Source organism: Mycolicibacterium confluentis (assembly GCF_010729895.1).
GTDB lineage: Bacteria > Actinomycetota > Actinomycetes > Mycobacteriales > Mycobacteriaceae > Mycobacterium > Mycobacterium confluentis.
Genome location: NZ_AP022612.1, coordinates 547138 through 562635, shown reverse-complemented (window position 1 = coordinate 562635; position 15498 = coordinate 547138). Strand labels below are relative to the sequence as shown.

General features: G+C 67.5%; 13 protein-coding genes and 1 pseudogene. 4 read left to right on the top strand and 10 right to left on the bottom strand.

From position 1 onward, the window contains the following. Positions 1 to 43: 43 nt before the first annotated feature. From G6N34_RS02595 to G6N34_RS28225, 7 genes and pseudogenes are all read right to left on the bottom strand, one after another. On the bottom strand, positions 44 to 448 hold the full coding sequence (locus G6N34_RS02595; RefSeq protein ID WP_163645297.1) for a RidA family protein: 405 nt from the start codon (positions 446 to 448) through the stop codon (positions 44 to 46). Between the two features lies 1 nt (position 449). After that, complete coding sequence (gene purH, locus G6N34_RS02590; protein WP_085155171.1) at positions 450 to 2012, bottom strand: bifunctional phosphoribosylaminoimidazolecarboxamide formyltransferase/IMP cyclohydrolase; 1563 nt, start codon at positions 2010 to 2012, stop codon at positions 450 to 452. Further along, positions 2009 to 2647: a phosphoribosylglycinamide formyltransferase gene (gene purN, locus G6N34_RS02585; RefSeq protein ID WP_085155173.1), complete on the bottom strand. Its 639-nt coding sequence runs from the start codon at positions 2645 to 2647 to the stop codon at positions 2009 to 2011. The genes purH and purN overlap by 4 nt, the downstream gene beginning before the upstream one ends. Positions 2648 to 2656: 9 nt before the next feature. After that, the gene (locus tag G6N34_RS02580; protein ID WP_085155175.1) at positions 2657 to 4069 is read right to left on the bottom strand and encodes a cell division protein PerM; all 1413 of its coding nucleotides are present in this window, start codon (positions 4067 to 4069) and stop codon (positions 2657 to 2659) included. Between the two features lie 50 nt (positions 4070 to 4119). Beyond that, on the bottom strand, positions 4120 to 4959 hold the full coding sequence (locus tag G6N34_RS02575; RefSeq protein WP_085155177.1) for a DUF5336 domain-containing protein: 840 nt from the start codon (positions 4957 to 4959) through the stop codon (positions 4120 to 4122). Between the two features lie 165 nt (positions 4960 to 5124). Then, positions 5125 to 6255, bottom strand: a complete 1131-nt coding sequence (sfnG, locus tag G6N34_RS02570; RefSeq protein ID WP_085155179.1) for a dimethylsulfone monooxygenase SfnG — start codon at positions 6253 to 6255, stop codon at positions 5125 to 5127. A gap of 160 nt (positions 6256 to 6415) precedes the next feature. Beyond that, a pseudogene (locus G6N34_RS28225) lies at positions 6416 to 6565 on the bottom strand (hypothetical protein); the annotation flags it as partial. A gap of 29 nt (positions 6566 to 6594) precedes the next feature. On the opposite strand from G6N34_RS28225, the gene G6N34_RS02560 reads away from it, so the two are divergent. Further along, positions 6595 to 7440 (top strand): LLM class F420-dependent oxidoreductase, encoded by an 846-nt coding sequence (locus tag G6N34_RS02560; protein WP_085155181.1) that lies wholly within the window; start codon positions 6595 to 6597, stop codon positions 7438 to 7440. 15 nt (positions 7441 to 7455) lie between these two features. On the opposite strand, the gene G6N34_RS02555 is transcribed toward G6N34_RS02560, so the two are convergent. After that, a complete protein-coding gene (locus G6N34_RS02555) occupies positions 7456 to 8988 on the bottom strand; it encodes an acetyl-CoA acetyltransferase (RefSeq protein ID WP_085155183.1) in 1533 nt (510 codons plus the stop codon). 467 nt (positions 8989 to 9455) lie between these two features. Between G6N34_RS02555 and G6N34_RS02550 the strand changes: the two genes are divergently transcribed. Both G6N34_RS02550 and G6N34_RS02545 read left to right on the top strand, forming a co-directional pair. After that, complete coding sequence (locus G6N34_RS02550; RefSeq protein ID WP_109788642.1) at positions 9456 to 10088, top strand: TetR/AcrR family transcriptional regulator; 633 nt, start codon at positions 9456 to 9458, stop codon at positions 10086 to 10088. Between the two features lie 75 nt (positions 10089 to 10163). Next, positions 10164 to 12032, top strand: coding sequence for a S9 family peptidase (locus tag G6N34_RS02545; protein ID WP_085155185.1), 1869 nt, complete (start codon positions 10164 to 10166; stop codon positions 12030 to 12032). Between the two features lie 95 nt (positions 12033 to 12127). On the opposite strand, the gene sucD is transcribed toward G6N34_RS02545, so the two are convergent. Together sucD and sucC are read right to left on the bottom strand one after the other, a co-directional pair. Next, positions 12128 to 13030, bottom strand: a complete 903-nt coding sequence (sucD, locus tag G6N34_RS02540; protein ID WP_085155187.1) for a succinate--CoA ligase subunit alpha — start codon at positions 13028 to 13030, stop codon at positions 12128 to 12130. Between the two features lie 15 nt (positions 13031 to 13045). Next, positions 13046 to 14209 (bottom strand): ADP-forming succinate--CoA ligase subunit beta, encoded by a 1164-nt coding sequence (gene sucC, locus G6N34_RS02535; protein ID WP_085155189.1) that lies wholly within the window; start codon positions 14207 to 14209, stop codon positions 13046 to 13048. A 282-nt stretch (positions 14210 to 14491) separates the two neighbouring features. Here sucC and G6N34_RS02530 point away from each other — a divergent pair, with 282 nt between their 5' ends. Next, complete coding sequence (locus G6N34_RS02530; RefSeq protein ID WP_085155191.1) at positions 14492 to 15496, top strand: M23 family metallopeptidase; 1005 nt, start codon at positions 14492 to 14494, stop codon at positions 15494 to 15496. Positions 15497 to 15498: the final 2 nt, after the last annotated feature.

Below are 15498 nucleotides of genomic sequence, written 5' to 3'. Positions count from 1 at the left end.
TGCTCCCCCGCAATTGCGCGTTATGCGAACGGCGGAATAAGGCTTATCGGTTGGCCGCTGGACGGACCGCAAGCGCCTCGATCTCGACCTTGGCCGTCTCCGACACGAGGCCGCTGACGATCAGAAGCGTGTTCGGCGGGTAGACGCCCGACGGGTAGATCTCCGGGTACACCTGCCTGCGTCCGGCGACGAACTCCGGAATCGACTCGCGGCCGACCACATAGGTGCGGAAGCCGACCACGTGCTCGAAGCCCAGCCCAGCGGCCGCCAACGCGGTGCCGATGTTGGCGAACGTCAGTCTCGTCTGCTCGGCGCCGTCGGCGGGAAACTCACCGTCGGCGTCGGCGCCCAACTGGCCCGCGATCATCACGACTTCACCGGCGGGCGCGATGCCCAACGTCGAGTAGTCGCCGAACTTGGGCAGGGGTGCGTCCAGGTATTCGGTCACGTCAGTGCGCGAAGTGCCGGGCGCCGGTGAGGTACAGCGTGATGCCGGCCTTGGCCGCAGCCTCGGTCACCAGTTCGTCGCGCATCGAACCTCCGGGGTGCACGACGGCCTTGACGCCCGCCGCGGTCAGCACCTCCAAGCCGTCGGGGAACGGGAAGAACGCATCCGAGGCCGCCACCGCGCCCTGGGTGCGGTCACCGGCACGCTCCACCGCCAGACGGGCCGCGTCGACCCGGTTGACCTGTCCCATGCCGACGCCCACCGTCGCGCCGTCCTTGGCCACCACGATCGCATTGGACTTCACCGCGCGTCCGGTGCGCCAGGCGAACTTCAGGTCGGCCAGCGTGGCCGTGTCCGCCGGTTCACCGGTGGCCAGCGTCCAGTTGGCCGGGTCGTCGCCCTCGGCGTCGAACTCGTCGCGGGTCTGCACCAGCAGGCCGCCGCTGACCTGACGGAACTCGGTGCCCCCGATGAGAGGCTCCGAGGCCACCAGGATCCGGATGTTCTTCTTTCGCGCCAGGATCTCCACGGCGCCGTCCTCATACGCCGGGGCGATGATCACCTCGGTGAAGATCTCAGAAACGGTCTCGGCCATCTCGACGCTGACGGTCGAGTTGGTGGCGATCACGCCGCCGAATGCGCTCAGCGGATCACACTCATGGGCCTTGCGATGCGCGTCGGCCACCGACACCGACGAGATCGCGATACCGCACGGGTTGGCGTGCTTGATGATCGCGACGCAGGTCTCCTCATGATCGAACGCCGCGCGCCAGGCCGCATCCGAGTCGGTGAAGTTGTTGTAGGACATCTCTTTTCCGTGCAGCTGCTCGGCCTGCGCCAAGCCCGGCCACGCGGTGTTGTCGCGGTAGAGCGCGGCCTGCTGATGCGGGTTCTCGCCGTAGCGCAGCACCGCGGTGCGGCGATAGGTGCCACCGAACCACTGCGGCAGCTTCTGGGCGGGCTCCTCGGGGGCGAGCGTCGACCCCATCCAGGTCGCGACGGCCACGTCGTACTCGGCGGTGTGCCGAAACGCCAACGAGGCCAGGATCTTCCGCTCGGCGAGGGTGAACCCGCCGGACCGCACGGCGGCCAGCACGCCGTCGTACCCGATGGGGTCGACGACGACTGCCACGCTCGGATGGTTCTTGGCCGCGGCGCGCACCATCGACGGCCCGCCGATGTCGATCTGCTCGACGCACTCGTCCGGACCGGCGCCCGAGGCGACGGTCTCGCTGAACGGGTAGAGGTTGACCACGACGAGTTCGAAGGCCTCAACGCCCAACTCCTCGAGGGCCGCGGCATGCTCGGGCTTGCGCAGATCAGCCAGCAGACCGGCGTGCACCTTGGGATGCAGGGTCTTGACTCGGCCGTCGAGCACCTCGGGGAAGCCTGTGACGTCCTCGACGGGGGTCACCGGAATGCCCTGCTCGGCAATCTTTTTCGCGGTGGAGCCTGTCGACACGATCGCCACGCCGGCTTCGTGCAGGCCACGCGCCAACTCGGCCAGGCCGGTCTTGTCGTACACACTGATCAACGCGCGCCGGATCGGTTTACGTTCGCTCATCCGAAGGTCGCCTTTCGTCCGTTCCAGATCACACCGCGCGTTGCCATCGCGGCGAGCACGTCCACCAGCAGCCGTCGTTCGACGACCTTGATGCGTTCGTGCAGAGTCTCTTCTGTGTCGTCGTCGCGCACCTCGACCGCCTCCTGCGCCAGGATCGGGCCGGTGTCGACACCGCTGTCCACCAGGTGCACCGTCGTTCCCGTCACGCGCACGCCGTAGGCCATCGCGTCGCGCACCGCGTGCGCGCCCGGGAATGACGGCAACAGCGCGGGATGGGTGTTGACCACCCGGCCCGGGAAGGTCGAAAGGAACTTCGGCCCAAGAATCTTCATGAACCCGGCAGACACCACCAGGTCGGGTTCGTGCATCAGCACCGCCTCCGTGAGGGCGACGTCCCATGCCTCGCGGTCGGGATGGTCGCGCAGCCGGGTCGTGAAGGCCGGGATGCCGGCGTCGGCCGCGATCTCGGCGGCCCGGCAGTCCCGGTCCACCCCCACGGCCACCACACGCGCCGGATAGTCGCCGTCGGCGACGTTGCTGACCTCCAGTAGCGAAGCCAACAGCGAACCGGTACCCGAAGCCAGCACGACCAGCCGGGACGGCGCGCTGGGAGGTATCTGGAGCGGTTGCTGCACGCGGAAAGCTTAGTCGGACCGCTCGGGCGGTTCGGGGGCGGTGGGTCGGTCGTTGTCGACCTCCCACAGATCCTCGGCGTCGGGCAGGTCGTCGACGGGCCCGCGAGGGACCTCAGAACGCTGCGGCATGACGATGGCCTCGGTCACCGCGTCGTCCTCGTCGGACAGCGGTTCGAAGGCGTTGGTTTCGACATCGTCGGTGAACAGCGCCTCCTCGTGCGGCGGTTCCTGGCGCGCTTCGAGTTCACGCATGGGTTCGGGCCGCGGCGGGGGCTTGGGCCGCTTGGTCAGGCCGCCCGCCATCGCCACGGTCACCGAGCCGACGACGAAGAACCACAGGAACACGGCCGGCCCGAACGTCGCCTGGTCCACCCCGACGTGGCCGAAATTGCCCAGTGCTCCCCCGCCCATGGCGCCGAGCAGTGCCATCACGCCGGCCGCCAGAGCCGAGGCGACGGCGACCTTGGACAGCGCGGGAAGCAGCGGCATCGGTCGGCGCGCGCACTGCTGACCCAGGGCGACGCCCGAGGCCGCGCCGATGATCAACAGCGCCACCCACACCGGGCCCAGCGGCGGCGAGGGTGCGGCCGCGAGAATCGGCACCGCGGGGATGTCGCCGCCGAACACCGTGAACGAACTGAAGGTCGCGAAACCGACGTGGGCCGACGACCCGACCGCCATCGCGGCGGTGCCCACGACGACGTTGGGGATGTAGAGCACGGCCAGCACGGTGAGGCTGAACTGCCCGAAGAGGGAGTCGGTGATGCCGTACAACTCGTGCATCGTCGACCAGTGCACCACCAGCGACAACGTGGTGGCAGCGGCCGAGAGACCGAACAGGGCCAGCACACCGGCCGTGGCGGCGCGCCCAGCATCGGCCAGCCAGTCCGGCAGCGGCGAGGCCGCCAGGGCGCGGCGCCCCACCTTGGAGCCGACGCCGAGTGCGGCGCCGGCCGCGTGGACCCCGAGCACCGCGGCAAAAGCGTGGGACGCACTGGGCGTCTGGAGTTCGGTGAGGACCGACGCTGCGTCGTGGATGACCGCCAGGGCGATCGCCGCGACCAGCATGGGCCCGCCGAGCGCAGAGGCGACCACCCAGCGGATGACGAACCAGGACGGCTTGCCGGTGCCTCGATCGGGCACCGCGGCTGCGGTGGTGTGCGCCGTACCCCACACCATGAGGAGGATCGGCAACAGCGGCATCACGCCGAGTTCGCGGCCGCCGATGGAGATGGGCACCCCGTGGACACCCAGCCACATACTGGCGATGGCGCCGAACGCGCCGGTCATATCGCTGTTGGCGATGAGAAGTTGCAGGAGAACGATCGCCGCGATGATCACTAACGCGACGATCGCCGGGCCGAACGCGACCCGGACCAGATCACGGGCCTGTCGTGCGCCCGCCGTGCGGTTGTCGTGCATTCACGTCCGACTGGTCCGCACCCGGCGATGCCGGGTGCGGACGAGTACGACTAGGGCGTGGTCGGGCCGGTGGGCGGCGTGGGCGCCTGCTGGGTGGGAGCACCCGGGGTGTACCCACCGCTCGGCGGCTGAGCCGAACCCACCGCGGGCGGCGGGCTGAAGCTCGGGTACCCGGTCGGCGGAGTCGGCGGACCCTGCTGTGCGCCACCCTGCGGTGCTCCGTAGCCGCCGGCCGACGGCCCCTGCTGCTGCGGGTAGCCGCCGCCGTACTGCGACGGGTAGCCGGGACGCTGTCCCTGGCCGGGGCCCGGCGCGCCGGGCTGCTGGCCGTAGTAACCCCCGGGCGGGCCGTACTGCCCGTACTGGGGCTGGTCGTACTTGGGCCGCGGCGCGGGCGGGGTGATCACCCCGGACTCGAGCAGCAGGGCGCCGATCGCGGCGATGGTCTGCAGCAGAGAAGCGGCGAGGAACACCCAGAACGCCCAACCGACCGCGAAGCCCTCGGGCTTGCCGATCAGATCGGAGATCGCCAGCAGCAGGCCGAGCGTCGCGAGCACCGCGATGACCGCGTAGTAGTTGTGCGCCTTCGGCAGCAGGCTGACCGCGGCGAGCAGCGCCGCGGTCAGTACGCCGAGGACCGGCAGTCCGCTGCCGGTCGCCGAGATTTCGCTCACGAACGAGCCCATCTCGGTGCTGAGGGTGAACATGGGGCCGAAGGTCACCAGGTAGGCGATGAACCCGAGGGCCACCACGGCGATCGTCAAGTACTGCGGCAGTCTGCTCGGACCGCCGTCAGCCGCCTGGCCGACGGACGCCGGGGCGCCGTACGAACCGGGGGGCTGGGCGGGCTGGTAGCCAGAGCCGCCGGGTGAGCCGGATGAGTAGGTCATGACCTCTCCTGTGTCGTTGGGCGTCGCCTCCCGCGACGCTTCCATGGACCGCGGCCGGCCCGCGCAGGGCAGCGTTGCACTCCCGGCGTACCGATCACGATTCGAACACCCACGCTAGCGCACGTTGAGATGGGCGCCACGCGCCAATCGGCGTGTCCGACGCGGTTAAACGGAGGCCAGTACCGGCGCGTCGAGCGTCCCCAGCTCAGCGGCCTCGATCTCGCGCACCAGCGGAAGCACGTTGGCGCCGAAGTATTCGATCTCCTCCTGGAAATGCAGGAATCCGCCCAGAATCAGGTCGACGCCACGCTTGCGGTAGGCCGCGATGCGCTCGGCGATCTGCTCCGGAGTGCCGATCAGGCCGGTGCGGAAGCCGTCGTTGTACTGCACCAGATCCTCGAACGACGAGTCGGCCCACATGCCCTTCTTGTCGCTCGTCGAGTTGCCGGCCTGCTGCACCGCCCCGCGGAACCCCTCGACCGCGGGCCGGTTGGCCTTGGCGATGATCTCGCGAAGCGTCTCCCTTGCTTCTTTTTCTGTGTCCCGAGCGATGATGAATCCGTTGAGGCCGAACTTGACCTCGCGGCCCGCGTCGCGCGCGTGGTCGCGCACCTCGACGACCTGCTCGGTGATGCCGTCGAAGTCCTTGCCGTTGGAGAAGTACCAGTCGGCGTAGTGGCCGCCGTTGCGACGGGCCGCCGTCGAGTTGCCGCCCTGGAACAACTCGGGGTTGGGGCGCTCGGCCGTGTTCAGCGGCTTGGGCTTGAGCGTGAAGTCGTGGATGCGGTAGAAGTCGCCACGGAAATCGACGTCGTCCTCCGTCCAGATCTTGCGCAGCACCTGCAGGAACTCGGCGCTGCGGCGGTACCGCTCGTCATGCTCGAGCCACGGTTCGCCGAGGTGGGTGAACTCGTCCTTGAACCAGCCGGACACCACGTTGACGGCGAACCGCCCGTTGGACAGGTGGTCGGCGGTGGCGCCGAGCTTGGCCAGCACGGCCGGCTGCCACAGGCCCGGGTGCACCGCGGCGATGACCTTCAGGCGTTCGGTGGCCAGCAGCAGGGCCAGCGAGAAGCTGGTCGACTCGTGCTGGTACTCGGCGCCGTAGCTGGCCTCGTAACGCACCTGGCTCAGGGCGTACTCGAACCCGTTGTTCTCCGCGGTCTGGGCGAGTTTCTTGTTGTACTCGTAGTTCCAGTCGGTGCGCTGCTCGATGTCGCTGGTGACCAGACCGCCGCTGACGTTGGGCACCCAGTAGGCGAACTTGACGTGGTCGGAGATGCGTTCGGTCGTCATGGTGTGCAATCCCAGTCGGTGGACGCCCTCGGGTCACGTATTTAATTCGCCGGGGCTGAAAATCCCCCGACGGCACCGTGACGATGCGCGTCTCGGGGATCCCGTTGAACCGCGAGGACGTGACGAAGGTGTAGGCGCCCCTCATCGGGCTGACCACCACGTCGCCGACCGCCAACTCCGGCATCGGGCAGTCCGGGGCGATCACGTCGACGCCGTCGCAGGTCGGTCCGGCCAACGTCACGGGCAGCAGTTCCTTGCGGGGTGGACGCGCGGGGTCATGCGTAGTCCGATACCCGACCCCCCTGGTCAAACAACTAGAACACGTTCTAGATTCACTCCATGGATTTCGGGCTTGTGCTCTTCACCAGCGACCGGGGCATCGCGCCCGCCGCAGCGGCCAAACTTGCCGATGACCACGGCTTCACCACCTTCTACGTGCCTGAGCACACCCACATCCCGATCAAGCGGCAGGCCGCGCACCCCACCACGGGCGACGAGAGCCTGCCCGACGATCGCTACATGCGGACGCTGGATCCGTGGGTGTCCCTGGGCACCGCGGCGGCCGTCACGTCGCGCGTGCGGTTGTCCACCGCCGTCGCCCTGCCCGTCGAGCACGACCCCATCACGCTGGCCAAGTCCATCGCGACGCTGGACCACCTCTCCGGCGGGCGGGTGTCGTTGGGCGTCGGATTCGGTTGGAACACCGACGAACTGGCCGACCACAAGGTGCCGCCCGGCCGGCGCCGCACCATGCTGCGGGAGTACCTCGAGGCGATGCGGGCGCTGTGGACGCAGGAGGAGGCCGAATACGACGGCGAATTCGTGCAGTTCGGCCCGTCCTGGGCGTGGCCCAAGCCCGTGCAGTCCCACATCCCCGTGCTCGTCGGCGCAGCGGGCACGGAGAAGAACTTCAAGTGGATCTCCCGGTCCGCCGACGGGTGGATCACCACGCCGCGCGACTTCAACATCGACGACCCGGTGAAACTGCTGCAGGACACCTGGGCGGGCGCCGGTCGCGACGGCGCACCGCAGATCGTCGCGCTGGACTTCAAGCCGGACCCCGACAAGCTCGCCCACTGGCGCGATCTCGGGGTCACCGAGGTGCTGTTCGGCCTGCCCGACAAGCCGGAGGCCGAGGTCGCGGCCTACGTCGAACGGCTGGCCGGCAAGCTCGCCGCGCTCTGACCCCTGCGTCCCCCGTTACGCCAGCGTCGCTGAGTTGACGCCGTCGGCGGCGGCCACCTGGATCGCCGCACCCAGCGGGTCACCGTCGGTCATCAGCGCCAGCAGGTCGGCGTCGGTCGTGATGGCCATGAACCGACTGTTGTCGGCGTCCACCCTGCCGATGATGATCCCGGTGCGCTCGGGCCAGTCGTAGCGCACCGAGTACGTCTCGATTGTGCCGCGGCCGTTGAGGTCCCGGGTGACGGTGACTTGGGACAGTGTGTTGATCTGGGCCTGGAGTCGCGCGCTGTCGTCGGCCCTCCACGCGGCGGGCTCGGTGGAGTACACACCCGCCGAATACTTGCTCATCACACCGCCGTTGGCGCCGACGAGACCGAAATGGCCGGGCCGGTCACGCATCTCCGAGACGGTCTCGGCAATGCCGTGCAGCGAGTAACTGTTTCCTGGCCCTCCGAAGTACGGCAGCCCGCCGGTCAGGGTCAGCCCACGCGGGTCGTCGGCCGCGAGTCCGGTCGAGTCGCACACCGCGAAGACCGGGAACGGGAAGCAGCTGTAGAGATCAAAGCTGGCGATCTCATCGAGGCCGATACCCGCCATGTTCAGCGCGCCCGTGACGGCCAGCTCCGCTGATGCGCTGGCGCCCAGGTCTTCTCGGACCAGCAGTTCCTGCTCGACGAGGTCGGCATGGCCATGCAGGTAGACCCACTTGTCCTCGGGCACACCGAGGCGCCGCGCCGCGTCCACCGACATCACCAGAGTTGCCGCACCCTGGTTCACCTGATCGCGGGCGACCATCAGGCGCGGATAGGGGTCACAGATCATCCGGTTCTCGGCCGTGACGGTGACGAGTTCGTCGACCGAGCGCTCCACCGGAGACGACGAGAAGGGGTTCTTGGCAGCAACTTTCGAGAACGGCGCGAAAAGCTCGGCCATCTGCTGCCGGTAGTCGGCGGCACCGACACCCAGGCGAGCCCGGCGTGCGTTCTCCAGGAGGCCGTACTGCACGGGCGCACCGGTCAGGCCATGCTTGACGGTGTACTCGCTGATGTACTGATCGAATCCGAAACCGCGGTCCTCGAGTTGACCCCCGACGTGTTCGGTGAAGTCGGGCTTGTCGTCCCGTTTGGCGAAGTGCCGCGTCGTCGAACCGGGTTCCGAACCGAGCACCAGGACGACGTCGGCCTCGCCTGCCGCAATGGCGCCGGCGAACTCGGTGAGCACCTTCTGCGGGCCGTGCCCACCCAGTGGTTCCAGGACCGCCCGCTTCGGGTCGGCGCCGATTCGGCCCGCGACCGACCGCAAGTAGTTGTCGGAGGCGCCCAGGGGTGGGCTGCTGAAGGGGGTGCAGATCTCGAACTGCCGCAGGCCCACGAACACGTCAATGGCTGCGGCGACAGCGGCGACGTCGACCTCGGTGTCGGCCAGGGCCGCACGGGCCGCCTCGGTGGCCAGTTCCACCGCCGACATGCCCCGGTAGCCCGAGTCCTCGATGCGCTCGGTGAACTGACCGACGCCGACGACGACGGGCGTGCGTGGATCCACAGTCATTTTGACAGGCTAAACGAACTGTCCATCCGGCGCGAAAAGGGCAGGCCGGGGGTGTTCTCGGGCCTGGGCGCCGGGGGTGCGCCCAGGGCCAGGAGGCCGGGGGTTCAACCGGGGCCAGGAGGCCGGGGGTTCAACCGGGGCCCGGAGGCCGGGGGTGCGCCCAGGGCCCGGAGGCCGGGGGTTCAACCGGGGCCCGGAGGCCGGGGGTGCGCCCAGGGCCCGGAGGCCGGGGGTTCAACCGGGGCTTTGTCCGAGGCCTGCGCTGGAACCATCGCCGAGACTTAAACGTCTGCGACACTTCCCGGCGCGTCTTCGCAACGGTTTAAGTGTCGACGCCGGGACGGCCCCAACCCACCTCGCGAGCAATCCCGCGCCGCTCACGACCCCACCCTTGGCTGCGCAGCACCTGCTCACGGCCCCGCCCTTGACCTCCCTGTCACTAAGTGACACAGTGGTGATGTCACTAAGTGACAGGAGGTGAAGCCATCAGCGACAAACAGGAGCAGGCGCGTCTCTCGGTGTCCCGGCACGCCTGCGCGCTCTTCTGGGAACGGGGAGTCTCCGGCACCAGCGGCGACGACATCGCCGAGGCCGCCGGACTGTCCACCCGCACGATCTGGCGGTACTTCCGCTGCAAGGAGAGTTGCGTCGAACCACTGCTCGCGCGGTCGACGGCGCGGTTCATCGACGTTCTGCAGCGGTGGCCACATGAGCTGTCACTCTCGGAGCACCTTGCCGTGGTCAGCTTTTCGCATCCGTTCTCACCACAGGACATCGAAGATGAGATCAGCGCGATGCGCATCGCGACCATGACCTCGTCCGAACCCGCCCTGCGCACTGCGTATCTGATGGTGCATGACCAGATGGAACAGGGCTTCATCCCGGTCATCGCCGACCGCCTGGGCCTACCCGAATCCGACCTCACGGTGCGACTGAGCGCTGCAGCGATCACCGGCGCGTTCCGCGTGGTCGACGAGGACGTCAGCCGAGCAGTGGTCATCGACGGCAAGAAGGTCACCGCGGAGCAGACACTGGCCCTCATCGACCGCGCCATTCGCGAAGCCACCAACGGCCGGCTTGGCGGACCCGTCACCCGATAACCACCTGAACACGACAAAACGGACCTGTAGCCACAGGCCCGGCGATCGACGACATCCACAACCGGAAGGACCACCATGCCTCTCCCCCAACTCATTTCGGTGGAGGACTTCTTCAACCCGCCCCAGCGTGCCGGTGCCGCGATCTCACCGGACGGAACCAGAATCGCCTATCTGGCACCGTGGCAGAACCGGCTGAACATCTGGGTGCAGGGTGTGGACGGCACCGACGAACCCCGGTGCGTCACTGCGGATGAGGATCGCAGCGTCTACATCTTCAGCTGGACCCAGGACTCCCGGTGGCTGCTCTACATGCAGGACGAGGGCGGCAACGAGCGCTGGCACGTCTACCGGGTGGATCCCGACGACCCGGATGCCCCCGCCGAGGATCTCACGCCGTTTCCGGGAGCACGGGCCTCGTTCGAGTTGCTCAAGGGCCGCCCAGGCAAGGCCGTCGTTCAGCACAACGCCCGCAACGCCGAATTGATGGACGCCTACGAACTCGACATCGCCACCGGTGACCTCACCCTGCTCGCCGAGAATCCCGGCACCGTCATCAGTTGGATCAGCGGTCCCAGCGGTGACCTGTTCACCAACACCCTGACCGCCGACGGGGATATCGAGGTCTCGCAATGGGATTCTGCCACCTCGTCGCTGCGCCCAATCAAGGTCTACGAGGGCCGGGACTACCCACTCGGCATCTACCCCGTCGCCGTCGCCCCAGACGGCACCGGCCTCTGGCTGGGCTCCTACGAGGGCAGCGAACGCCTGCGACTGGCCCGCCTCGACGTGGCGTCCGGGGAGGAGATCGAGGTGGACACCCACCCGACCTTCGACCTCGGGGCGCAGATCATGCTGCCGTCACCGTTCATCCTCAGCGAGCAGACCGGTGAACTGATCGGTGCCCGCTATTACGGTGAGCGACAGGTGATCCACGCCCTCGACGACGATTTCGCCGAGGTTCTGGCCGCACTGACGAATCTGTCCGACGGTGACCTCGCCGGAATGTCCTGCGACGACAGCGGACAACGTTGGGTGGTCAGCTTCACCCAGGACCGCGATCCGGGCCTCACCTATTTCTACGACCATTCGACAGGTGAGAGCCGGTTGTTGTTCCAGCCGTTCCCGCATCTGGATCCTGCCGCGCTGGCTCCGATGACACCGGTCACGATCACCGCGCGCGACGGACTGCCCCTGCATTCGTATCTGACGCTGCCGGTGGGCGTCCCGCCGGAGAATCTGCCGCTGGTGCTTCTGGTGCACGGCGGTCCGTGGGCACGCGACTACTGGGGCTTCCAGCCCGACGTGCAACTGCTGGCCAATCGCGGATATGCGGTGCTGCAGGTCAACTTTCGCGGATCCACCGGTTTTGGCAAGTCTTTCACCCAGGCCGCGATCGGCGAGTTCGCCGGCCGGATGCACGACGATCTGATCGATGCAGTGGACTGGGCCGTCAAGCAGGGGTACGCCGACCGCGACCGGGTCGCGATCTTCGGCGGGTCCTACGGCGGGTACGCCACGCTGGTCGGCGTCACGTTCACCCCGGACGTGTTCGCCGCGGCCATCGACTACGTCGGGATCTCCAGTCTGCCCAACTTCCTGCGGACCCTGCCCGACGTCGCCCGCCGGTTCCTGGCCAGCAACTGGCACCTCTACGTCGGCGATCCTTCGGATCCGGAACAGGAGGCCGATATGTTGGCCCGTTCCCCCATCACCAAGGTGGATCGGATCCGCACCCCGCTGCTTGTGGTGCAGGGCGCCAACGACACTCGGGTGGTACAGGCCGAATCGGACAACATGGTCGACGCCCTGCGCGCCCGCGGCGTCGAGGTTGAGTACATGGTCAAGGCCGACGAGGGGCACGGTTTCGTCAACCCGGAGAACAGCATCGACATGTATCACGCGGTGGAGCGGTTCCTCGCGCAGCATCTCGGTGGCCGGGCCTGAGGCCCCAGCCAACAGTCCCAGGCCCCCAAGCAAAATCGCCCCCAAACCGAGGTTTGAGGGCGATTTTGTTTCTGCTGAACGGGTTTGGTGAACCCTTACAGGTTCGCGAGGAGCTCGCGCGCCTTGGCGGCGGTCTCGGACGGCGTCTTCCCGACCGCGACACCGGCAGCCTCGAGCGCCTCCTGCTTGCCGGCGGCAGTGCCCGCACCGTCGGAGACGATGGCGCCCGCGTGGCCCATGGTCTTGCCCTCGGGAGCGGTGAAGCCGGCGACGTAGCCGACGACCGGCTTGGTGACGTTGGCCTTGATGTAAGCCGCGGCCTTCTCCTCGGCGTCGCCGCCGATCTCACCGATCATCACGATCAGCTTGGTCTCGGGATCCTTCTCGAACGCCTCGATGGCGTCGATGTGGGTGGTGCCGATGACCGGGTCGCCACCGATACCGATGGCGGTGGAGAAGCCGAGATCGCGCAGCTCGTACATCATCTGGTAGGTCAGGGTGCCGGACTTCGACACCAGACCGATCGGGCCCTTGCCGGTGATGTTGTTCGGCGTGATGCCGACCAGCGACTCACCCGGAGTGATGATGCCGGGGCAGTTGGGGCCGATGATGCGAGTCTTCTGCCCCTTCTCGACGTTGTAGGCCCACGCATACGCGCTGTCCTGCACCGGGATTCCCTCGGTGATGACCACGAGAAGCGGGATCTCGGCGTCGATGGCCTCGATGATGGCGTCCTTGGAGAACGCCGGCGGCACGAAGGCGATCGACACGTCGGCGCCGGTCTCCTTGATGGCCTCGGCGACGGTGCCGAACACCGGCAGTTCGATGTCGTTGCCGTCCTTGTCGACGTGCGACACGGTGGTCCCGGCCTTGCGGGCGTTGACGCCGCCGACGACCTGGGTGCCGGCCTTCAGCATCAGCTTGGTGTGCTTGGTGCCCTCACCGCCGGTGATGCCCTGGACGATGACCTTGGAGTCCTTGTTCAGGAAGATGGACATAAGTTGTTGGCTCCCTTACTTATTCGCCAGCTCGGCGGCCTTGTCGGCCCCGGAGTCCATGGTTTCTGCCTGGACTACCAACGGATGGTTGGCCTCGGCCAGGATGCGACGGCCCTCTTCGACGTTATTGCCGTCGAGACGCACGACCAGCGGCTTGTTGGCCTCGTCACCGAGGATCTGCAGCGCCTGCACGATGCCGTTGGCGACCGCGTCACACGCGGTGATGCCGCCGAACACGTTCACGAACACGCTCTTGACCTGCGCATCGTTGAGGATGACGTCCAGACCGGCTGCCATCACCTCGGCCGAGGCGCCACCGCCGATGTCGAGGAAGTTGGCCGGCTTCACGCCGCCGTGCTTCTCCCCGGCGTAGGCCACGACGTCCAGCGTCGACATAACCAGGCCGGCGCCGTTACCGATGATGCCGACCTCGCCGTCGAGCTTGACGTAGTTGAGGTCGTTCTCCTTGGCCTTCAGCTCGAGGGGATCAGTGGCGTCCTTGTCTTCGAACTCCGCGTGACCCGGCTGACGGAAGTCGGCGTTGGCGTCCAGGGTGACCTTGCCGTCCAGCGCCAGAATCTGATCGTCGGGCGTGCGCACCAGCGGGTTGACCTCGACCAGCGTCGCGTCCTCACCGACGAAGACCTCCCAGAGCTTCTGGATGGTCACGGCGGCGGCGTCGAGCACCTCCGCTGGCAGGTGGCCCTGCTCGGCGATCGAGCGCGCGAACGCCAGGTCGACACCCTTGACGGCGTTGACGGGGACCTTGGCGAGGCGCTCGGGCTTGGTCGCGGCGACCTCTTCGATCTCCATGCCGCCCTCAACCGAGCACATCGCCAGGTAGGTGCGATTGGAACGGTCGAGCAGGAAGGAGATGTAGTACTCCTCGGCGATGTCGCTGGCCTCAGCGACGAGGAGCTTCTTCACGACGTGGCCCTTGATGTCCAGGCCGAGAATGTTCTGGGAGTGGGTGAAGGCGTCCTCAGGGGTGGCCGCGTACTTCACGCCGCCGGCCTTACCGCGGCCGCCGACCTTGACCTGCGCCTTGACCATGACCGGCTTGCCGATCTCCTCGGCGATCGCCTTGGCGCCTTCGGCGGAATCGGTGACCCGTCCCGGAGTGGTGGGGACGTTGTGCTTGGCGAACAGTTCCTTCGCCTGATACTCGAATAGATCCATGAGCTTCCTAACTGACGCGCAGTCTGTCTATCGGCAATGACGGCGGTGACTGTTTGTGGGGGTTTTTGGCCCGTTGGGCACCTTATCGACCTCACTGCGACGCGCTCGCACCGCCTACTACTGTTGTGGCACATGTCACCACTGAGCACATAGTGATTGAGATCACAATCTGCCCAGGAACACTTCTACGGGTTGCCACCAACATTGGAGTTTGGTTAACGTCTCTGGGGTCTTCGATAACGCTTTGGTCACGAGACTCACGACATTAAAGGGACGTCAGCTTTGGCAACGCATCATTCGACACCGGCATCACGCTCGGGAACGTCGAGGAGCGCGCGCCGCGCAGAGCAGGATTTCCACCCCAATGAAGTGACCGACATCGTGCCGTTCAACGAGTTCGGCAGCCTCGATGACCTCGACTTTCAGGCCAGCGCCTTCGACACCGCGACCGACGTCCTGCGCGCTCCGGAACTCGACGATCTCGCCGACATCGAAGAGACGCCGTTCCAGCTGATGCGCCGCATGGATCTGAACGTGATCCACGATCCCGACGCGACCGACGTGATCCCGCGGATCAGTGGGGCCCAGCACCGCAAGCCCGCCGCGAGCGCCCTCAAGGGCCGCGTGATGATCGCGGCGATGGCCGCGGGAGCCGCCGCCGCGGCCGCGCACAGTGCCGTCAACCCGTCGGACAAGGCCTCGGCCGAGACCCTGCTGGCCTCCGACACGACGCTGGGCGACACCCCCAACGTGACGGGCACCGCCCGCGGTATGCAGGTCGTCAGCGTGACGCCCGCGCTCAACAGCACCCTGCACTCCGAGGAACTCGCCAAGGGCGCCGCCTACGCGCAGGAGCGCGCCGAGCGTGAGGCCCGACTGGCCCGCCCGCTGTTCGCCAAGCCCACTCAGGGCATCTTCACCTCCGGCTTCGGTTACCGCTGGGGCGCCCTGCACGCGGGCGTCGACCTCGCCGGCCCGATCGGCACCCCGATCTACGCCGTCGCGGACGGTGTCGTGATCGACGTCGGCCCCACCGCGGGCTACGGCGCCTGGGTCAAGCTGCGGCACTCCGACGGCACCGTGACCCTCTACGGCCACATCAACACCTGGACGGTCAGCATCGGCCAGCGCGTGTTCGCCGGCGACCAGATCGCCACCATCGGCAACCGCGGCTTCTCGACGGGCCCGCACTGCCACTTCGAGGTCATGCCCAACGGCTCGGATCGCATCGACCCGGTGCCGTGGTTGTCCCAGCGCGGCATCAGCGTCGGCGGCTACGCCGGCTGACC